The 18,665-nt window shown below is 60.7% G+C and carries 19 protein-coding genes, 1 tRNA gene and 1 pseudogene; 4 read left to right on the top strand and 17 right to left on the bottom strand.

Annotated features, from left to right (window positions below; genetic code table 11):
* Positions 1 to 31: 31 nt before the first annotated feature.
* The 16 genes and pseudogenes from QM780_RS00990 to QM780_RS00915 all read right to left on the bottom strand — a co-directional run bounded on the left by QM780_RS00990 (position 32) and on the right by QM780_RS00915 (position 13,121).
* Positions 32 to 312: pseudogene (locus tag QM780_RS00990) on the bottom strand (HypC/HybG/HupF family hydrogenase formation chaperone).
* On the bottom strand, positions 282 to 2,738 hold the full coding sequence (gene hypF / locus QM780_RS00985; protein WP_415068616.1) for a carbamoyltransferase HypF: 2,457 nt from the start codon (positions 2,736 to 2,738) through the stop codon (positions 282 to 284). The pseudogene QM780_RS00990 and the gene hypF overlap by 31 nt, the downstream one beginning before the upstream one ends.
* Positions 2,735 to 3,925 (bottom strand): NHL repeat-containing protein, encoded by a 1,191-nt coding sequence (locus QM780_RS00980; protein WP_415068615.1) that lies wholly within the window; start codon positions 3,923 to 3,925, stop codon positions 2,735 to 2,737. The genes hypF and QM780_RS00980 overlap by 4 nt, the downstream gene beginning before the upstream one ends.
* Positions 3,922 to 4,797 (bottom strand): NifU family protein, encoded by an 876-nt coding sequence (locus QM780_RS00975; RefSeq protein WP_415068614.1) that lies wholly within the window; start codon positions 4,795 to 4,797, stop codon positions 3,922 to 3,924. The genes QM780_RS00980 and QM780_RS00975 overlap by 4 nt, the downstream gene beginning before the upstream one ends.
* A 6-nt stretch (positions 4,798 to 4,803) precedes the next feature.
* A complete protein-coding gene (locus QM780_RS00970) occupies positions 4,804 to 5,031 on the bottom strand; it encodes a hypothetical protein (RefSeq protein ID WP_415068613.1) in 228 nt (75 codons plus the stop codon).
* Positions 5,032 to 5,037: 6 nt separating this feature from the next.
* Positions 5,038 to 5,247 carry a hypothetical protein gene (locus tag QM780_RS00965; RefSeq protein ID WP_415068612.1) on the bottom strand — a complete coding sequence of 70 codons (210 nt, stop codon included), beginning with the start codon at positions 5,245 to 5,247 and terminating at the stop codon, positions 5,038 to 5,040.
* 27 nt (positions 5,248 to 5,274) lie between these two features.
* On the bottom strand, positions 5,275 to 6,285 hold the full coding sequence (locus tag QM780_RS00960; protein ID WP_415068611.1) for a hypothetical protein: 1,011 nt from the start codon (positions 6,283 to 6,285) through the stop codon (positions 5,275 to 5,277).
* Between the two features lie 116 nt (positions 6,286 to 6,401).
* Complete coding sequence (locus QM780_RS00955; protein WP_415068610.1) at positions 6,402 to 6,719, bottom strand: hypothetical protein; 318 nt, start codon at positions 6,717 to 6,719, stop codon at positions 6,402 to 6,404.
* The gene (locus tag QM780_RS00950; RefSeq protein ID WP_415068609.1) at positions 6,716 to 7,207 is read right to left on the bottom strand and encodes a hydrogenase maturation protease; all 492 of its coding nucleotides are present in this window, start codon (positions 7,205 to 7,207) and stop codon (positions 6,716 to 6,718) included. The genes QM780_RS00955 and QM780_RS00950 overlap by 4 nt, the downstream gene beginning before the upstream one ends.
* Before the next feature lies 1 nt (position 7,208).
* A complete protein-coding gene (locus QM780_RS00945) occupies positions 7,209 to 7,538 on the bottom strand; it encodes a hypothetical protein (RefSeq protein ID WP_415068608.1) in 330 nt (109 codons plus the stop codon).
* Between the two features lie 33 nt (positions 7,539 to 7,571).
* Positions 7,572 to 7,889 carry a hypothetical protein gene (locus QM780_RS00940; RefSeq protein WP_415068607.1) on the bottom strand — a complete coding sequence of 106 codons (318 nt, stop codon included), beginning with the start codon at positions 7,887 to 7,889 and terminating at the stop codon, positions 7,572 to 7,574.
* 91 nt (positions 7,890 to 7,980) lie between these two features.
* The gene (locus tag QM780_RS00935) at positions 7,981 to 9,579 is read right to left on the bottom strand and encodes a nickel-dependent hydrogenase large subunit (protein WP_415068606.1); all 1,599 of its coding nucleotides are present in this window, start codon (positions 9,577 to 9,579) and stop codon (positions 7,981 to 7,983) included.
* Between the two features lie 51 nt (positions 9,580 to 9,630).
* Complete coding sequence (locus QM780_RS00930; RefSeq protein ID WP_415068605.1) at positions 9,631 to 10,593, bottom strand: hydrogenase; 963 nt, start codon at positions 10,591 to 10,593, stop codon at positions 9,631 to 9,633.
* Positions 10,594 to 10,799: 206 nt separating this feature from the next.
* Complete coding sequence (locus QM780_RS00925) at positions 10,800 to 11,042, bottom strand: hypothetical protein (protein WP_415068604.1); 243 nt, start codon at positions 11,040 to 11,042, stop codon at positions 10,800 to 10,802.
* The gene (locus QM780_RS00920) at positions 11,039 to 12,493 is read right to left on the bottom strand and encodes a sigma-54-dependent transcriptional regulator (protein WP_415068603.1); all 1,455 of its coding nucleotides are present in this window, start codon (positions 12,491 to 12,493) and stop codon (positions 11,039 to 11,041) included. The genes QM780_RS00925 and QM780_RS00920 overlap by 4 nt, the downstream gene beginning before the upstream one ends.
* 538 nt (positions 12,494 to 13,031) lie before the next feature.
* Positions 13,032 to 13,121 (bottom strand) — tRNA-Ser (locus tag QM780_RS00915).
* A gap of 132 nt (positions 13,122 to 13,253) precedes the next feature.
* On the opposite strand from QM780_RS00915, the gene QM780_RS00910 reads away from it, so the two are divergent.
* Positions 13,254 to 13,745, top strand: coding sequence for a hypothetical protein (locus QM780_RS00910; RefSeq protein WP_415068602.1), 492 nt, complete (start codon positions 13,254 to 13,256; stop codon positions 13,743 to 13,745).
* A 125-nt stretch (positions 13,746 to 13,870) separates the two neighbouring features.
* Positions 13,871 to 14,527: a peptide-methionine (S)-S-oxide reductase MsrA gene (msrA, locus tag QM780_RS00905; RefSeq protein WP_415068601.1), complete on the top strand. Its 657-nt coding sequence runs from the start codon at positions 13,871 to 13,873 to the stop codon at positions 14,525 to 14,527.
* A 61-nt stretch (positions 14,528 to 14,588) separates the two neighbouring features.
* On the opposite strand, the gene mepA is transcribed toward msrA, so the two are convergent.
* Positions 14,589 to 16,049 (bottom strand): penicillin-insensitive murein endopeptidase, encoded by a 1,461-nt coding sequence (gene mepA / locus QM780_RS00900; protein WP_415068600.1) that lies wholly within the window; start codon positions 16,047 to 16,049, stop codon positions 14,589 to 14,591.
* Between the two features lie 270 nt (positions 16,050 to 16,319).
* Between mepA and QM780_RS00895 the strand changes: the two genes are divergently transcribed.
* Entirely contained in the window at positions 16,320 to 16,931 is a 612-nt protein-coding gene (locus tag QM780_RS00895) for an alpha/beta family hydrolase (RefSeq protein WP_415071955.1), read from the top strand.
* Between the two features lie 71 nt (positions 16,932 to 17,002).
* On the top strand, positions 17,003 to 18,655 hold the full coding sequence (locus tag QM780_RS00890; protein WP_415068599.1) for a lysine--tRNA ligase: 1,653 nt from the start codon (positions 17,003 to 17,005) through the stop codon (positions 18,653 to 18,655).
* The last annotated feature ends 10 nt before the right edge of the window (positions 18,656 to 18,665 follow it).

The following is an 18,665-nucleotide window of genomic DNA, read 5'->3' as shown; positions in this document are numbered from 1 at the left end:
CAATCTCCCGGCCGTGTGTTTCGCTGTCGTCCTATTGCAGTCCAGAAGCGCGCATCGCCTCCATTTCCGCCTGCGCCTCGCCGAGCTCGTGCAGAATTTTCAGCGTCTCGGCAGCTTCGGCTTCATCGATGCGGCTCATCGCGAAGCCGACGTGAACGAGAACCCACGCGCCGACGCACGACTCGGTGGATTCACGCCGTCGACGATGCAGGCGATGTTCACCTGGCGTTTGACGCCGCTCACATCGACGGTCGCAAGTCTCTTCGCCGCATCGTCAATTCTTACGATACGCCCTGGAATTCCGAGACACATGACCTGTTTCCTCCAGCTGTCTTGTTCTTGTTGTCTAGGAGTTGGGCGGCTGCGATCGCTGCCTGGCCGAGCGATAGCCCGCCGTCGCCCGACGGCACTTTGGCTTGGGTGAGAATTTTGAACTTCGCTGCTTCCAGCTGGCCGATTACTTGCTCAAGCAGAATGCGATTGTGGAAGCAGCCGCCCGAAAGAGCGACAGTGTCGAAGCGGGGTCCTGTCTCGGCATCGTGCGCGGCGAGTTTCACACACATGGCGGCTACAGCGCGCGCCAACCCGCGATGGAAACGCGCGGCCATGACGCCGACGGGCGTCTTGAGGATGAGATCGCCGAGGATGGCATTCCAGACCGCGAGCGGCTCGATATAGGGAAGCCGCGCTTCCTTGAGGTTCGGAATGGTGAATGGGTAGGCGAGCGCCTCATCCTCATTCAATAGCGCGTCGTCATCGACGGCGCTCTCCAGCATCGCGGCTGCTTCGCCTTCGTAACCCTGGCGTTCAAAGCAAAGCCCCATCGCCGCCGCCACGGCATCGAACAATCGCCCACACGACGAGGCTTTGGGCGAATTGAGCCCAGAGCGCAGCATTGCATCGAGGTTTGTGCGCGGCTTCTCTTTGAGCCGGGAGAGAATTTCGAGATCGCTGAAGTTCATCGCGAACGTCGGCCAGCCCATCTCCGCCATCAGATGTGCGTAGAGATTACGCCAAGGTTCGCGCGAAGCGGCGTCGCCTCCGATCATCGCGACGGGTTTGAATGTCGCGAGCCGTTCGTAGCGCGTATAATCTGCCAGAAGGAATTCGCCGCCCCAAATCTCGCCATGCTCGCCATAGCCCAATCCATCGAGCGCGACTCCGAGAACGCGACCGCCGTTCAGCGGCCAGCCATTCTCCGCCAGACAGCTCGCGATATGGGCATGGTGATGCTGAACCTCGATGAGCGGAATTCCGAGTTCCCGGCTCATATCTTCGGCGCGGGTCTCGCTGTGATATCCGGGATGGCGATCGCAAACGATAGCCTCCGGTCTCGCATCGGTCATGTTCCGGTAGAGACCGATCGTCTTGCTGTAATCGTCGCGCGTACGTGCGTCGGCAAGGTCGCCGATGTGCTGAGATAAGACGGCGTTCCCCGCCTTCACGAAACAGAACGTATTCTTTAAGTCACCGCCGGCAGCAAACAGCTGGGGCGCCTGCTCGAAGCCGCGTGGCAGACGGATGCTAGCAGGCGCATATCCTCTCGAACGTCGCAGAATTCGCGTCGCCCCCGCAGCAATCCGCACGACGGAATCGTCCACGCGATTGAGAATGTCGCGATCGTGGGTGAGCACGTAGGTCGCGATGGCCGAGAGTTCCCGTCGCGCATCGGCGTCATAGATCACTTGCGGCGCGTCGGAGCGGTTTCCGGAGGTCATCACGACCGGACGACCCATGCGCCGGAGGAGAAGCGCATGCAGAGGCGTGGTCGGGAGCATGAAGCCGAGCGTTCGTAATCCCGGCGCGATGGCCTCCGGAAGCGGCTTGCCGCCGTGCGCATCGAGAAGAACGATCGGCGCCGCGGCGCTATCGAGAAGTGCCTCGCTATCGGGTGCAAGGTTTGCAAAGCGCCTGATTACCTCGACGTCGCGTGCCATGAGGGCGAAGGGCTTGCGGTCGCGATGCTTGAGCTCGCGGAGCCGCTCGACGACGTCGGCGCGGGTCGCGTCGCAGGCGAGCTGATAGCCGCCGAGCCCTTTGATGGCGACGATCTCGCCCCGCTGAATGAGCCCCAACGCTGCGTCAACGTCATCGAGCATCGACGCTTGGTCGAAGCTGAAGGGTTTGCCGTCGAAGCGAAAGAGGCGAGCCTTCGGACCGCAGACATGGCACGCTGTCGATTCCGCATGGAAGCGACGGTCGCGCGGGTCGACGTATTCGGCAGCGCAATCGGGGCAGAGATCGAAGGCGGCCATGCTCGTCGTCATGCGATCGTAAGGAACACGCCTGACAATCGAGAGACGCGGGCCGCAATTCGTGCAGGTCGTGAACGGATAGCGGTAGCGTCGCGAGAACGGATCGAAGATATCTCGGGCGCAATCGGCGCAAAGCGCGGCGTCAGGCGATATTTCTGTGTTGCTGTCGCCGCTCGCACTTTCCGCGATCTCGAAGGTATTCGGTAAGTCGCCCGCGAAGGCCCGACATTCGATAGCCTCCACGGAAGACAGCAACGGCGCGCCCGTGCGAATTTCCTTGAGAAGCGCTTCGATTGCCGAGCGCCCGCCGCGAACGCGAATGAGCACGCCGTCGGCATCATTCCGGACGTATCCGGATAAGCCAAGATCGAGCGCGCTGCGCCAGACAAACGGCCGGAAGCCGACGCCTTGCACACGGCCACGCACGCGAATCTCGACGCTCTCAACAGACGGTTCGGTGGGAATGCGCACGGCGAAGCTCATGGCGACACATCCCAAAGCATGACGCGGTTGTTGCCGCTATCTGCGACCACCATCGTTGAGCCGCACGCTGCAATTCCATACGGCCAGCAAAGGCTATCGCGCTGAGGGAAGCGCCAACGGTTGTCGCCCTTGTCGCAGAATGTCGCTTGGCCCGCGAGATAACGCGCGCCAGCGAACATATGAAGATCAGAGATATCATGAGCGACGATGCGGGAGTTCGCTGTGTCCGCGATGGCGACGCGGTTGCCAACGCGGGCAACGCTATAAGGCATATTCAGAGTCGCAGACGTCGGATAGTAAGAGCCGGCGTTATGATCGATAGACGCGAAACTCTTCTGCCCGAGCACGAAAGAACACGGCGCCCCATTCGCTTCCGGCAACTCGTCCCAAACCATGACGCGGTTGTTTCCCGCATCCGCGATGAGAAGGCGTCTATCGGCCACCACAACGGAGTGCGGCCACGTCATGCCCGCATCGGCAACGGCGCGTCCGGCATTGCCGTCGCGCGTGACGAAGTCGGTTTCGCCTAGGACGAGATCGGCTGGCGCGCCGCTTTCCGTCGGAATCCGGTTCCATTTCAGGACGCGGCGGTTGCCGGTATCGGCGACCCAAAGGGCGCCATCGGCAATCGTCACGCCGTAGCACCAGTTGAGCGTGTCGGCTGCTGCCGCTGCACCACGATTTGCAAGGCCGCTTTCGAAATCCCGCTGCCCGAGCACAATGTCGGCGGGCTGGTTCGAACGTGTCGGCAGCCCATGCCAGATCAGTACGCGATGGTTCCAGGCGTCGGCAACGGCAAGCACTTCGCCGCTCACGGAGACGCCCGTCGGCACGTTCAGCGTCGTGGATCCCGGACCGCCTTTGGCATTGCGGCCTTCGCTTTCAAAGTTTGGTTGGCCGATGTGCATGTCGGCCGCGGTTCCATCGTGCGCGGGTGTCCGGCTCCAAATCAGGAGACGATGGTGGCCGGTGTCACAGACGAAAAGAGGTCCGCCTTCGGCTGCCAAGGCCGCGCCGCGCGGGCCGAAGAGCGTGATCGCCGAAGGCTTGATCGGACTCACGAGCCCGTCGAGGCTCGACACATTGCCGAGAATGACGCGCGCGCCGCCAACCGTAAGCGGCGCGGGAGTTTTGCCATCAAATAGCGATTGCCGTCGGGCCGGAGCAAGGGACACGCGCATGGTCATTTGGCGAGCCTCACCTCGACTTGCGATCCGATAACGCGAACGGCATGTGGATGAAGTTGAACTGTCGGCGCGGTCAGGCACTCGCCCGTCATCAAGTCGTATTGGAACTGATGGAACGGACAAGTGATGACGCCGTCGGTGATTTCTCCGTCGTCCAGCGCAAGACCGAGATGCGCGCAAGCGTTTTCGAAGCACGTCACGATCGATCCACGACGCGAAAGAAGAATCTTTTCCCCTTCGAGGATTTGCGCTTTGACACCGCCGTCGGGAATTTCGCTCAGGCGGGCCGCATAATGCCACCGACCATTAGCGCCATTCGCAAACGGACTTATGAAGCGGAGTGAAGCTCCATCCTGATGGCCGCTCGCGGAACCTTTGACCTGTAGAATCTTAGTGATTTCCGGGCACGCCTCCTCGACGGCCTTTTTGACGCCCGCGTGAAACGTCAACGCTGAAGCAGGGCATCCGTCGCAGGATCCGACAAAGCGGACCTCGATCGAGGGGGGCGTGACGCTGATCAATTCGACGTCGCCACCGTGAGAGGCAAGCATCGGACGGATGCTTTCGAGCGCCGTCTCGACGCGCTCGGTCAGACTCGGTTTGATGATGTTGTGACGGCGCAGGACGCCATAGACGACATCGTCGGTGACGGCGGCCTTCATCGCCTTCAGCGCGGCAGGATCTCTCTTTAATGCGCTGACGAGGCGGCGTAGCGCCTCGCCATTCAGCGCTTCGATGGCACGGCCGTAGGCAAGCGCAACTCCGCGCGGCGTTTCATCCCAGCCTTCGAAGATCATCTCCAGGCGCTCGATATCGCCTGCGAGATCGACGATTCCGGATTGTTCGCGCTCGATGGCTTCAACGGCTGTCACAGCGGTTCACCGATATCTCAAATCGCGAAAAAGTCGTGGCTGCAACGCGCCGCCGAAGAACCCCGCGATCGCCGCGGACGCCCAATAGGGAAGTCCAGCCACTCTCGCTGCCAAGATGAAGCAGAGCGCGGCAAAGAGAATTCCGATCGCAAGCTGCGTATAGGCCCGTGTCGGCTCCGCGAAGAGCTTGCCGCGAAAGAAAAGACCAATGGAGCTTCGAACCATTTCAAACATTATGCGTCACCCGATGAAAGCCGAGACGATGATGCCGAGGAGGACGCCAGCCGTTCCAGCGACGACGCCGTAGAACGAGCCCATGTAAGCGGCGAGTTCGGTGCCGAGAGCTTTGCCTCCGGTCAGTACCCCGCCGAAGGCTCCGCCGGCGAGTGACGCAATGAACCCCGCGATCAGCGCGAGAACAGCAACTCCAATCGGGATATTTCCAATCATCAGCCTCGGCTCCTTCGCTTGCTTTATTTAATCGGCTTCGAGCATGTGCCCGTTGGAAACGCGCGGTGGTGCAGACGCGAGCACCTCGCGATCGATCTGATCGAGCGCTTCGGCGACGATGCGGGCTTTGCCTTGTTCGCCTGCGGCAGCGAAAATTTCTCGCGCTTCGACATAGAGGTCTCGCGCCGCCCCGATGTTTTTGCGATTGCCAGACGTCGGATCGCCGACATCGTCGGGAAGATTCCAAAGGCAGTTCGCCTTGTTCGAGATTGTGTTGGCGTATTCGAGCGGCGTCGTCTCGCGATCACGAATCTTCAATGCCTCATTATAGGCTTCGATGGCGCGAAGGTTGTTTTCCAGAACATGGCTCGACGATGCATATTGAAGCGCATTTCCGAGATTGTTCTGAAGCATGGCGTATTCGATCGGATGATCGATCAGATTGACGACCTTGAGACCCTCCTCGAAGGCCTGCACGGCAAGCGCTTCGCGCATCTTGGCCCGCTCATCCGTAAACGGGATCGACAGGAAGGCCGTCGCCAGATTGTTCTGCAGGATGGCGTATTCCTTGGGGAATGCGACGCGGTCAAAGGTGCGCAGCGAGCGTTGATAAGCCGAGATCGCATCGGTGATGCGTGCCTTTCCGGCGCCGGCGAGACTTTGCAAGACGAGACCAAGGTTCATCTCGGCTTCCGCTAGCTCTTCGGTGGTCCCCTGTTCCCGAATGGCGGGGATCGCCGACTGCAGCTCATCGCGCGCGCGTTCGAGCGATTGGGACCCACTCTCCGGCAACGCCTGAAGCGCCGTCGCTTTGCGCGCCGCAATGCGGGCATTGAGCAGCGCATGCTCTGGCGGGCAGATTTCCTGCGCCTTGCGGTAGAGTTCGATCGCGGCGACGAGATCATTGGCGGACTGCGGCCGGATCTGGAGACCGAGCGCGATTTCCATCAGCATTTCGGCGCGTTCTTCAGGAGAAGCGGTATCGGCGTCTGCCGCGGCCAAGGCGGCTTGCACCTGCTCCTGCGCACCGACTGCCACGCGCATTCCTCCCGGAAATTTCGGCTCTTGCGAGCTCTTCATTGCGGCTTTGCCGCTTGGGAGGTCACTATTCTGCGAGCGGTCAGGGGCGTCTATTCACATTTCAGTTTGCAAACTTAGTTGTCAGCAAAGACGTGCCGAACGACGAGTGCTGCGCGGTCGTCATCCCATGCCGCGGGCAACGTCATTTCGACGGAGTCTTCAATGCCGTTGTCGCGGAAGAAGTCAGAGGCAACGACGGCACGATCTCCCGCGCCTGTTCGGATCTTAATGACGTAGCCCCCGGCGGCGCGGTGACGGACCGGCAGTACGACGAGATCGTTGCCGTCACGAAGGAGAACGACGTTGTCGAGGTCTTTAAAGAAGCGTTCGTAAGCCTCGCGTGTGAGATGGAGCGCGCCGCGGCGAATAGTGAGGATAGCGCGCTCCGTCATTCGGCACCGGCAGTGTTGGTTGGTAAGAAGGAAGCAAGACGCGCCGCGACGCGATCCGCGACACTGGTGGCGGCTGCATCGACTTCGGGCGAAAGACCGATCCCAAGACCGAGATCGTTTGCCTCGATCAGGAAGACGGTCACGTCGGATGGGAATTCATCGCGGTAGAGCTGGCGCCCCGCGAACAGCGCGTGATCCCAGCGAAAATCATGGAGATTGAGCGAGGGGACGTGCTGCGTCTCGAGCTCTATTCCCGGAACTTCAAAAATGGACCCTGGCTCAGACCCCGTCCGCGAGCTATCGACAATAATAAGGGATGCACAGCCTCGCGCGGCATACATCACGCTCATGCCGTCGGTGCCTGCGTCGAGCAGCCGAACGTCGTCCCGGGCGCGAAGATCGCCTTGGCAGCGGAGCAGGCGGATGACCTCGATCCCGGCGGCGTCATCCTTCCTGTTGGCGTTGCCGCAACCGATCACCGCGATCATGTCAGATCCGCCAAAGGCGGCAAGACCATTCGGGCTCGACAGGGCAATCGAGTTCCGGCAGCTCGCAATATCTACGGTGGACGAGATAGTACATGCACGTTTCGCACGGCTGTTCGATGCCGCCGTGCTCGACGGTATGGTCTGTGAAACCGGCGATGACCAGTTTGGCTTTCAGATCGTCGCCCGCCTGCTTTAGCCGCGCGATGATCGACTGCACCTCGTCGTGGGAATCGCCGCGCGGAAAAACTTCGGTTTCAAGGCCCGACGCAAGAAGCGTTCTGATCTCCTCGCGCCTCTGATCATCGCTCGTTGTTTCCAGGGCAATCGCCACAGCATCACCTCGATTTTTCGGTTGCCGCTGCTGTTAGATTCTCCACAACCGGCACCACCAGTCCGGCTCGACCGGTACCGAAAGCTCCGGCAAGTCACACCATTTGCGATGCACGAGATAGTACATGCACTCCAGGCACCGCTGCTGGTCAGGCCCGTAGGGGTGGTTGACGAAGCCGCTGATCACGAGCTTCGATTTGAGATCTTCGGGTTCGAGTTGACGAAGCTCGGCGAGAATCGCGCCGAATTCCTTCTCGGTCTCCGGAAACGGTTCTGTTTTCGTTTCGAGGCCCGCTGCCATCATATCGGAGATGGTTTTCAGCAAAGCCTCGTCTTTCCCGTTCGCGCTCATTCTTCCACCCTGATTCCAGACGCGCGCCGTCTCCGACGTACCGGTCGAGAGACTATTCTCTCGCGCCGGCACTGCAGAAGAACGCCAGACCTCAGGCTGTACGGAAGCGAGCGAGCTGCTCGCCGGTTTTCGCATCATATGCATGCACCGTGCAAACGAGACAGCTATCGTAGGATCGGCAGACGTGTCCCACCTCAACCGGATCATGCGGATCGGCGATAGGCGTCCCGACAAGCGCCTCTTCGATGGGTCCCCGTGAGCCATCCGTCGTCCGCGGACCGACGTTCCAAGTTGTCGGGGCAATGATCTGATAGTTTTTTATCTTGCCGCCCTGAATCTCAATCCAGTGGCAGAGGGCTCCGCGGATGGCTTCTGTAGCGCCCCAGCCGCGGCCATCTTTTTCCGTCGGCTTGATGTACCACTGATCCTTGAGCTTGAGTTCGCGCAGTATGCGCTCGGCCTCCCGATAGAGCTTCACCCCCTCGTGCATGCGCGCGAAGTGCCGGAGCATGACGCTCGCGCCTCCAAGATTATTGTACATGTCCAGTACCAGCGGATCGTAGTGCTGCCAGGGCTCGCCGTGCTTGCCGCCCGCGATGAGCTGGCGCGACAAGGGACCCGCTTCGAGGCGGCCGTCCTGCACGTGCAAGACCGCCGACGCCCACGAGTATTTGCCATTGTGGTCGATTGCGTTCTTCTGCATCGGCTTTGTCGTACGGTCGAAAGGATGCAGCGCCTGCGGCTCGTCATACCAAGCGTGCTGCAAATCCTCGCGCGTGAACTGCTGATCCATCAGCTTGTGGGTGCCGGTGGCTCCGTCGAACACACCGCTCTTCATGATGACGGCCGCGTTGCGGCCTTCGATCGTCGGCTTGTTGTAACGATCCTCGTGCGGCAGGTATCCCCACGAAATGTACTTGTGATGGCCACGACCGTACTTGTCCACGCCAATGTCCGAGGACATGCGGCAGAACAAGCCGAGATCTGAGTTGGCGTGCTCCGGCCTCTCGTCGAGCCAGGTCAGCAGGTCGCTGTAAGAGCGAATTTCCTCATAACGCTCGAGCGAGCAGCCAAGCCAGACCGGCTCCATCCAGTTGCGGCGGAAATGCTCGAGGATCGACCAGGCGCGCGTCACGTCGGTGAGCGTCGGCGCGCACATGACACCACCTGGCACCATATAGCTCGAATGTGGCCACTGCCCGCCGAGCAGCGCGTAGATCTCGACCGGCCGTCCCGAGATCGTCACGCCAAGCTCGTAGTTCTTGCCGGTAAACGGCGCCCATCTCTTGACGGCCTCCTCATAGAACTGGGACCGCGAGTAGTTCTTGTGCGTATAGTCGATCATGAACAAGCCATAGTGGTGGCGCGGCAGGCTTTGAATCGACTCGACGATCTGCCCGAGGTTTCGAGCAAGGATGGCATTGCGCGGCACCTCAGTCTTCCACGCGGTGTCGAGCGCCCATGCGGCGCAGGTGAGGTGCGATGCGCCGCAAATGCCGCACGCGCGCGGCGTGACGACGAGGCCCGCTTGCGGGTCCTTGTCGCGCAGGATGACCTCAAAGCCGCGGAAAAGCTCCGCGTTGGTCCAAGCATTGACGACAACACCGTCCTGAATATCGACGCGAACGTCGAGGTCGCCTTCGACACGTCCGACCGGCGAAATATCCAGGGTTTGAACTGCTGCTGACATCGAAGGTCTCGCTCCCTACGTCGATTTCGAATGAATGGTTTTTTGAGTGGCTCAAACGACGAAGATGTCTTCTTCGGCCCACTTTGGAGACGCCGCCTTGGCCGCAGCAGTCAGTTTGATGTAGCCGGTCTTGTCGACGCCGAGAGGCATGTCTTTCGGCACGCCCATCACGGTCTGCGTCTTGAAGACCGTGCCTGGCGCCAAGTCATAGAAGGGGAATTCGGGCTCGGTGCAGCCCATGCAGGGCATACCGGCGCGCGTCTTTGACGACTGACGGTTCCAGAGAATCCGGTTGCACGGTGAGTGAGTCATCGGTCCGCGGCAGCCGAGATCGTAGAACAGGCATCCCTTGCGCTGACCGAATTCGGTCGCCGAAACCTTGTAGGCGAAGTGCATGTTCCGGGTGCAGCCGGTCTGCGTGAAGCTTTGGAAGAACGTCTTCGGACGCTGGAATTCATCGAGCGTCAAATCTCCACCGCGTCCCGTCGCGACCGCAACAACGATCTGGGTGATCCAGTCGGGGTGGGCGGGGCAGCCCGGGATGTTGATGACAGGAAGTCCGGCTTTCGACTTGTAGTCCTTGCCGAGAAACCCGCCGTGTCCGCGCTTCAGGAATTGCAGGCCGACGCTCTCAGACGGGTTCGGCGCGGTTGCCGGGATGCCGCCCCATGTGGCGCAGTCGCCGACAGCAACCGTGAAGGACGCAACGCTCGCAAGCTCACGCACCCAATCCATCATGGGGCGGCCAGCGAAGCGGTTCCACTCGCCGGTTCCGTTCGGAGCTTTGACGACGGTGCCTTCGAACACGAAAATGTCGAGAGGCATTTGCCCGCTGACAAGCGCGCGCATGAGCTTCTGAAGATTCTCTCCAAGCTCCATCCCGAGCGAGGGATGCCAGAGAACGTTGATGCCGAAGTCGGTGACGAGATCGCAGGCACTTGGTTCCTCCGCGTTGAGGAACGACATCGTGTTGCCAGAACATGCGCCGCCCTGGAGCCACAGAAGATTGGCCATTCGTTTTCTCCCCTGATCCGGCGATTGCGTTCGCCTTGTTAGTTAAGGGGAGCAAGAAGCAGGCCACTTGGAGAATTTTTTCGAATGCGTCGCTATTTCAAATCGTTCCCGCAATGCCGCAGAAAAAATTCGTGAGCCGAGAGCGTGAACATCACTGTAAAGTATCTAAGCAGCAGTAAACCTGCTTTGCAAAACTGCGCGCCAGATCAGCCTTGACGGCTGCCGCATGTGGGGCACGCGACTTCAAGAAGATATCCGAACCAAATTTTCTGACAGTAACTGCACCAGTGTCCGGTGGTCTGCTCGACGGGAATGCCGATCTCGCGCGCGAGCGTGCCATAGATCACGCCTTCGAAGTCGGCGGTACGGTTCGGCTTGACGCGCGAAAAGGGAAACGGAACGATTTCTGCGGGCGCTTTCTTGTCGTCGTCAGACGGGCCGGCCGTCATGTTGCATTTTCCTCATTGAGGCGATAGCGACGAATTTTATTCGAAAGTCCGACTCTCGAAAGGCCGAGTTCTTCGGCCGCCTTGCTTTGATTCCAACGGTAACGCTTGAGCGTCTGCTCGACGAGATGGCGCTCCAGGCTTTCGACCTGATCCTTCAGCGTCTTGCCCTCGGGCACGAAACCTCGATCTCGGTTTGGGGCTACCCGGCGCGGGGCATCCTGAATGTTGGGCGAAAGATGCCTAGTCGTCAAATATTCTCCATCTCCGGTCAACGCGACCAAGCGACGAATCTCGTTCTCGAGCTCTCGAACGTTTCCAGGAAAATCGTAATGCGAGAGCTTCTCCAGCAGATTGGCCGAGAGGCCGAGAATCTTCCGCCCCATGCCTTCACTGTGCTTGGCTGCAAAAAATTCTGCGAGCGCGGGAATGTCGGCGACGCGATCGCGCAAGGGTGGGACTTCGAATTCTATGCCCTTAAGACGATAGTAGAGATCCCGGCGATATTCCCTAGTCGCGACCAATTCCGCCAGCGGCCGGTTTGAGGCGGCGATGATGCGCACGTTGGAGTGCGTCGTCCGGTCCGAACCCAGAGGCTTTACTTCCCCCTCTTGCAGGAAGCGCAAGAGCGAAACCTGGAACGACGGAGAAACCTCGGAAATCTCGTCGAGAAATACTGTGCCTCCGTCCGCCGCGCGAAAAAGCCCGAGGCGATCGGAGATGGCGCCGGTGAAGGCCCCGCGTTTATGACCGAAGAGTTCCGACTGCAGAAGCTCATCATTCATGCCACCGCAGTTCTGCATCAGGAGCGGGCTCGACTTGCGCGACGAGTTATAGTGGATCGCGCGCGCGAGAAGCTCCTTGCCGGTCCCGGTCTCGCCCTGAATGAGGATCGGTAGATCGGTTTTTGCCGCCGTCTTCGCCATCTCGCAGATCGTCGCCATTTTCTCGCTGACGTAGACGAGCTTTTCGAACTGCTGGCCCTCGCTGATCAGGCGCAGATCGTGCGGCGGATGATAGGCGATGCTGTCATCGCTCATCTTGAACTCGCGTGAGATCAGGCGATGGCGGCGGGCGAGTTCACGGCTTTCAAGCCCGCGTTTGACGATGAGGACGATCTGCTCAACCTCGAGAGGTTTGCGTACGTACTGGTAGACCGAGGCTTCCTTGAATGCCTTCGATGGCCGGCTCGTGACCTTGGCAAGGACGAGGACGCGAACAACGTCCGGGTTGGAGATGCGCAGATTGGAAAGGAAGGCACAGCCGTCGAAATCTTTGGTCCCCTCGTCGGCAACGACCAAGTCGATGTGAACATCCCTGATGAGCTGTTGTGCGTCCGACACCGTAGCGGCGACGAGCACGCGATAACCGTTGCGATCCGCCAGGACGTCCGCAAGCTCGGCCGAGGAGCCCTCGTCGCGTGCGACGATCAGAATGGTGTAGTTCCGATCCATGAAACCACATTTCCAATATGTCAGCTAAGTTAGCAATAGCGCTCAGACCTGAGGGATGCAATCCGCGGGCGCGCTGTTTCGACAACGTCTCGGGATTAATTCGCTCTGATGTCACCCCGAGCTCACGATGAGGATTGGTTCAAAGTGATTGCGATGCCCGCTGCGCTGCTCCAAGCAATCGTCAATCAACTCAGGCTAAGCAATCGATCCGTCCAGCGCGAACGTCCACGCATTGGGTTGCGCTATCGTCAGCCGTTTTGCTCGTTGGCATCAAACGGGGCCGAGGATCGATGGGCCCATCGATGGGCACATGATCAATGCCCATTTTGTCACCTAGCGAGCGATGATCCTTCTAGAGCGCTTCAGCAGCTGCATCAGGCGGGGTTTTGAGATTCGCCGCTCCTGCCCGATACAGCGTCGCGCCTTGCGACCTCTTTCCGCGCGCGTTCCGAAGGATCATCGGCGATACGGATACCCCTGTTGATCCCCACCGGGTCAGTCTGTCGATTATTAAAATCAATAATTTAAATATTGTATGTGGCGGAGAGAGTGGGATTCGAACCCACGAGACCCTTACGAGCCTACACGCGTTCCAGGCGAGCGCCTTCAACCACTCGGCCATCTCTCCGTCGAGCCTGGAAGCGGCGCACTATACGCATCCGCGCCTTGAGTGCAACGGCACCCGGGCATCATTTTCCGAACTTGACCGGGATGCCTTCGCGGCCCAAAAGAGTCGCGGCTTCACGAGCACACGCCAGCGATGACCAGTTCGACGCTCCTTAAGGTCTTTTCGGCTCTCGCCGCTTTCTCCGCGGCAGCCTACGCTTGGCTCTGGTATTCGGACGGCGAGCCTCCGACGCCCTGGCTAATACGCTTTGCCGCCGCCAGTTTCCTGATCGCGCTGGTTGCTGGCGTCGCCAACGCCGACACCCGTCCCCGGCTGATGCTGCGGTTTCTCGCCGCGCTCTTTGCCTTATTCACCTTGATCTCGTTCGCCGCCGACGTTTCGCGGCCGAGGTCCGATGGCGAAGGCGCCATTTCCTTGCTCCATCACCTTGAAAAGCTGACCCCGGCGCTTGTCTCCGCGCTCGAGCGGACCGTTACCCGCATCTCGGATTCGTTCGTCTGGGACCCGGTGCTGACGACGATCCTGTCGCTGCCGGCAACGATGATTTTCCTGCTGCTTGCGGTCGCCTGCGGCTATCTCGGACGGCCTCGCCGGCGCGTGCGGATCTTCGCCAACGATTATTGATGCCCTCCCGCGGGCATGAAACGGCGATTTCTGAAAGGTCTCAACCGGTAACAAATCCGGCTTGAGCATCGTATATTGGGGCATCACTCCCCCAAGAAGAACTCAAGAATAAAAAGGAGCTAATCATGTTCGCACGGAAACCCGCCGGCATGCCGGCCCCGGAGTTGGCACCCAAGGGCCGCTCGACTCCGATCCTTCCCGCCGGTGCCGAACATTATCTCTTTTCGCGTCCTCTCCATGGCCCTTATCCGGCCGGTCTCGAAGTTGCAATCTTCGGTCTTGGCTGCTTCTGGGGCGCGGAGCGCCTGTTCTGGCAGCTCGGCGACGGCATTTGGATCACCGCGGTCGGCTACGCCGGCGGCTATACCCCGAATGCGACGTACGACGAGGTCTGCACCGGCCGGACCGGACACGCCGAAGTTGTCGTCGTCGTCTATGACCCCAAGGTCATGTCATACGAGACGCTGCTGAAGACGTTCTGGGAAGCCCACGATCCGACCCAGGGCTTCCGCCAGGGCAACGACATCGGCACGCAGTACCGCTCGGCGATTTACACTACGACGCCCGAGCAGTTCGCCGCCGCAGTGGCTTCGAAAAAGGCCTACGAGGCTGCGATCGCCAAGAAGGGCTTCGGCCAGATCACGACGGAGATCAAAGAGGCCCCGCCGATCTACCTCGCCGAGGAATATCACCAGCAGTACCTGGCCAAGATTCCTCAAGGCTACTGCGGTCTCAAGGGAACCGGTGTTTCCTGCCCGGGATCCGAGCCGTCGAAGACCTGAAGTCCGACTGCAAATCAAACTCGGTGTCGTCCTCGGGACCGTCTCGGGGACGACATTCGTGCTACTTCGGATCCGTCGTCTCCGCCTTGTGCAAATGAGGGCGCAGCGCCGGGCTCTTTGAGAGATCCGAAGCTGAACCTTTGCTCCCCGACACGGCTGACGCCTTGTAAAGGGCGAGGTTCACCGCCAACGCCTTTTTCAGCGCAATCTTGACTTGAATCGTCGTCATGCGCGCCGCTTTCGGGATGGCGACGGGTTCGGGCCCGGACGCCAGAACCGCCTGACACTCCTTGGGCAAATCCGACAGCATGATCGGTGCCGACGGAGCCTTCGGCGGCCCAGGCGGACGCGCAGCCGGCGGCCCCTTGGCAGGCACGACTTTGGCGAGCCATTGCGTCACTTCCTTACCGCAACCGTCATCGCCGCTGGGCGGCGGTTGCGGAGTACATCCGCCGAAGCCCGCAGGACATTTGATACGCATGTGGAAGTGATAGTAATGCCCGAACCACGGACGCACTTTGCCAAGCCATGCGCGATCCGTTCCCGCCGCTTCGCACAGCGCCTTCTTGATCGCCGGATGCACGAAGATCCGCTCGACCTGCGGATAGGATGCCGCCCGCTTGATCAGCGCCACCTGTTTTGAAGTGAAGACTTTCGGATCGACCTTGAGCCCCGTGCTGTCGAGCATCGACGTCGCTTCCAACGTTTCGCGTTCATTGCGGTTCAGGCGGCGCTTGGGCATCGGCGTCAGCCAGAAGTCGGCATCGAGCCCGATCTGATGACTGGCGTGTCCGGTGATCATCGGACCGCCGCGCGGCTGCGCGATATCGCCGACCAGCAGCCCGGGCCAGCCGTCGAGCTTCTGCGCATCCTTGGCGAACGTCTCGATCAACGAGATCAGTTGCGGATGCCCCCAGTTTCGATTTCGCGACAGACGCATTTCCTGCCACGCCGGACCATCGATCGGGAGCGGCACCGCACCTGCAAGACAACCGCGCGAATAGCTGCCGATCGCGCGAGCCTCCATCGACGCTGGCTTCTTGGCCGTGCCGAACAAGCTCTTGGCGCCCACGAACTTCGGCCAGGCAATATTTTGTGGTTGCTCGGTCCCGGGGATCGGCTCGACTTTGATCGAAACCGGACGCGCCTTCGATGGCGTATCGGTTCCGGACGATACGGATCCTGTCGTCGACCCGGTCGTGGCGGGCGCCGCTGCGGAATCGGAAGGCGGCGGCGGCGAACCGTCGGGCTCCTCGGGCCCCGATTGACTTTGGTCTGACCCGCTCAAGACATGAGGTTGCGGGACGAAATCGGGTAGCGTCGCAGCTTTCGCGGCGTCCGGATGGCCTGGATCGGGCGCAGAGGGAATGCCACTCGCGTCCCCGCCGTGCGCGCTATCCGCCCACGACGCCTCGACGAGACTGGGTAAGCTCTGCGGTGCGCCAGGCGCCTGAAACAGCGATCCAAAAATCATCGCCAACAAACAGACGACCGCGAGCCCCAATGCTTTCGCGGCTCTCATGCTTCGTTCCCGTTTCGCTTCAAAACCTACTTTAGCTCAATCTCGGGCGAAATTCAGACCCGTGATGCAATTCCCGGCTGCAGCGTGCCAACTGCCACACCCCTGGCAACAGGGTGTCGATTTTGTTTGAACCATACTGTACCAGCCCATTTTCTTCGCGATGAAACCGTCATGATCCGTGTTCAAAAACATTCGGCCAAAGCTGCCCAACCGCCCAAAACGCCGGCCGCACGCACCTTCAGCGTCGATCGCGGGCCAGCCGCAGCCCGCGTGCGGCTCATTTTAGCTCATGGCGCAGGGGCGGGGATTACTTCTCCATTCCTGGAATCAATGGCCAATCTTCTGGCGGACCGCGGATTGGCCCTCACCCTGTTCGAATTCGGCTACATGGCAGGCCGCCGCGACGGCGGAACGAAGCGACCGCCGCCGCGCGCCGAAGCTCTCGTCGCGGAATATCGCGACGTGGTCGCCGCGGTCCGCAAAAAGCATCCCCGCCAGACGCTCGTTATTGGCGGCAAATCGCTCGGCGGCCGTGTCGCAAGCCTCCTCGCCGACGAATTGTACCAATCCCGCCAGATCGCCGGACTCGTTTGCCTCGGCTACCCATTTCATCCGCCCGGCAAACCCGACCAGCTCCGCACCGCGCATCTGAAAGACTTGCGCTGTCCGGCTCTCATCGTCCAGGGCGAACGCGACCCGTTCGGAAGCCGCGCCGAGGTCGAAAAACTTCGGCTTTCGCCTCAAATCGTATTCGCATGGATCAACGACGGCGATCACGATTTCGGCCCGCGCGGCGCTTCCGGCTTCACCCGGAAGGGAAATCTCGCAGACGCCGCCGATGCCGTTGCGGCATTTGTCGCCCGAATTTCCGACGCGCGTTGACGCTGCCCGTCGGTGCACCTACGGTGCGCGCCTTCGACGCAAAAGCCAGCCGCAACAACCGCCATAGACCGATGACCGCACTCGTTTTCACGCCCGAGCAGACCGCCGCCAGCACCAACTCCAAGGCTTGGCCTTTCGAAGAAGCGCGCCGGTTGTTGAAGCGCCTCGAAACCGTTCCGGACGGCGACACCAAGACCGTGCTTTTCGAGACCGGCTATGGTCCCTCGGGCTTGCCGCACATCGGCACCTTCGGCGAAGTCGCGCGCACGACTATGGTCCGCCACGCCTTCGAGACGCTGACCGGCGGCAAGCGCAAGACGCGCCTGCTGTGCTTCTCCGATGACATGGACGGCATGCGCAAGATTCCGGAAAACGTTCCGGACCGTAAGGCTCTCGAACCCTATCTGCAGATGCCTCTGACCGTCGTCCCTAATCCATTCGGCGGCGACTACAAGAGCTTCGGCGACCACAACAACGCCATGCTCCGCCGCTTTCTCGATACCTTCGGCTTCGAGTACGAATTCGCCAGCGCCACCGAATATTACAAGGCCGGCCGCTTCGACGCGATGCTTCTGCGCGCAGTCGAACGTTACGATGCGATCATGAAGGTCATGCTGCCGACGCTCGGCCCGGAGCGCCAGGCAACCTACAGCCCATTCCTGCCGATCTCGCCGACGAGCGGTCGCATCCTCTACGTCCCGATGAAGGAAGTCGATCCCAAGAACGGCACCATTACTTTCGCGGACGAAGACGGCCGCGACGTCACTCTGCCTGTCACCGGCGGCAAGGTGAAGCTGCAATGGAAGCCCGACTTCGGCATGCGTTGGGTCGCCCTCGGCGTCGACTTCGAAATGTTCGGCAAGGATCACCAGACCAACGCGCCGATCTACGACAAGATTTGCGAGATCCTCGGCGGCATCCCGCCCCAGCACTACGTCTACGAGCTCTTCCTCGACGACAAGGGTGAGAAGATTTCAAAGTCGCGCGGCAACGGCCTGACCATCGACGAATGGCTGACCTACGCGTCGCCAGAAAGCCTAGCGCTGTTCATGTATCAGAAGCCGCGCAGCGCCAAGCGGCTCTACTTCGATGTCATCCCGCGCGCAGTCGACGAATACCTGCAGTTCCTGTCGTCGTTCCCGAAGCAGGATTCCAAGCAGCAGATCGACAACCCGGTCTGGCACATTCACGCCGGAACGCCGCCGAAGCCGGAAATTCCGGTCACGTTCGGCCTGCTGCTCAACCTCGTGTCTGTCTCCCACGCCCACACCAAGGACGTGCTGTGGGGCTTCCTGCGCCGCTACGCGCCGGGCGCTTCACCCGAAACCGCGCCGATCCTCGACAAGCTCGCAGGCTATGCGATCCGCTATTACGAAGACTTCGTTAAACCGACGAAGAAGTTCCGCGCCCCCGACGGTGTCGAGATCGACGCCCTCAAGAGCCTCGATGCGGCGCTTGCAGCGCTGCCCCCGGGAAGCGATGGCGACACCATCCAGAACGCCCTGCTCGATGTCGGCCGCGCCATTCCGCGCTACCAGGACACGACAAAAACGAGCCCGAACGGCGGCCCCGGCGTCAAGCTCGATTGGTTCCAGGCCATCTACGAAATTCTGCTCGGCCAGGAACGCGGACCGCGCCTCGGCACATTCATTGCGCTCTACGGCATTCCGGAAACGCGCGCCTTGATCGCAAAGGCGCTCGGCGGTGAACTCGCGGCCGCCTGAAGCGGCCGCT

It is taken from the genome of Hyphomicrobium sp. (assembly GCF_047600905.1).
In the GTDB taxonomy this organism is placed as follows: Bacteria; Pseudomonadota; Alphaproteobacteria; order Rhizobiales; family Hyphomicrobiaceae; genus Hyphomicrobium_B.
Note: the sequence above shows the minus strand (reverse complement) of the source record. Positions and strands in the feature narration are given on the sequence as shown.

Bases quoted from the DNA above. Each gene is read 5' to 3' on its own strand.
- QM780_RS00955 (WP_415068610.1), bottom strand. From the start codon at position 6,719: ATGACGGAGCGCGCTATCCTCACTATTCGCCGCGGCGCGCTCCATCTC.
- QM780_RS00910 (WP_415068602.1), top strand. From the start codon at position 13,254: ATGACCAGTTCGACGCTCCTTAAGGTCTTTTCGGCTCTCGCCGCTTTC.
- QM780_RS00935 (WP_415068606.1), bottom strand. From the start codon at position 9,579: ATGTCAGCAGCAGTTCAAACCCTGGATATTTCGCCGGTCGGACGTGTC.
- mepA (WP_415068600.1), bottom strand. From the start codon at position 16,049: ATGAGAGCCGCGAAAGCATTGGGGCTCGCGGTCGTCTGTTTGTTGGCG.
- msrA (WP_415068601.1), top strand. From the start codon at position 13,871: ATGTTCGCACGGAAACCCGCCGGCATGCCGGCCCCGGAGTTGGCACCC.
- QM780_RS00890 (WP_415068599.1), top strand. From the start codon at position 17,003: ATGACCGCACTCGTTTTCACGCCCGAGCAGACCGCCGCCAGCACCAAC.
- QM780_RS00950 (WP_415068609.1), bottom strand. From the start codon at position 7,207: ATGATCGCGGTGATCGGTTGCGGCAACGCCAACAGGAAGGATGACGCC.
- QM780_RS00930 (WP_415068605.1), bottom strand. From the start codon at position 10,593: ATGGCCAATCTTCTGTGGCTCCAGGGCGGCGCATGTTCTGGCAACACG.
- QM780_RS00940 (WP_415068607.1), bottom strand. From the start codon at position 7,889: ATGAGCGCGAACGGGAAAGACGAGGCTTTGCTGAAAACCATCTCCGAT.
- QM780_RS00970 (WP_415068613.1), bottom strand. From the start codon at position 5,031: ATGTTTGAAATGGTTCGAAGCTCCATTGGTCTTTTCTTTCGCGGCAAG.
- QM780_RS00965 (WP_415068612.1), bottom strand. From the start codon at position 5,247: ATGATTGGAAATATCCCGATTGGAGTTGCTGTTCTCGCGCTGATCGCG.
- QM780_RS00980 (WP_415068615.1), bottom strand. From the start codon at position 3,925: ATGACCATGCGCGTGTCCCTTGCTCCGGCCCGACGGCAATCGCTATTT.
- QM780_RS00920 (WP_415068603.1), bottom strand. From the start codon at position 12,493: ATGGATCGGAACTACACCATTCTGATCGTCGCACGCGACGAGGGCTCC.
- QM780_RS00925 (WP_415068604.1), bottom strand. From the start codon at position 11,042: ATGACGGCCGGCCCGTCTGACGACGACAAGAAAGCGCCCGCAGAAATC.
- hypF (WP_415068616.1), bottom strand. From the start codon at position 2,738: ATGAGCTTCGCCGTGCGCATTCCCACCGAACCGTCTGTTGAGAGCGTC.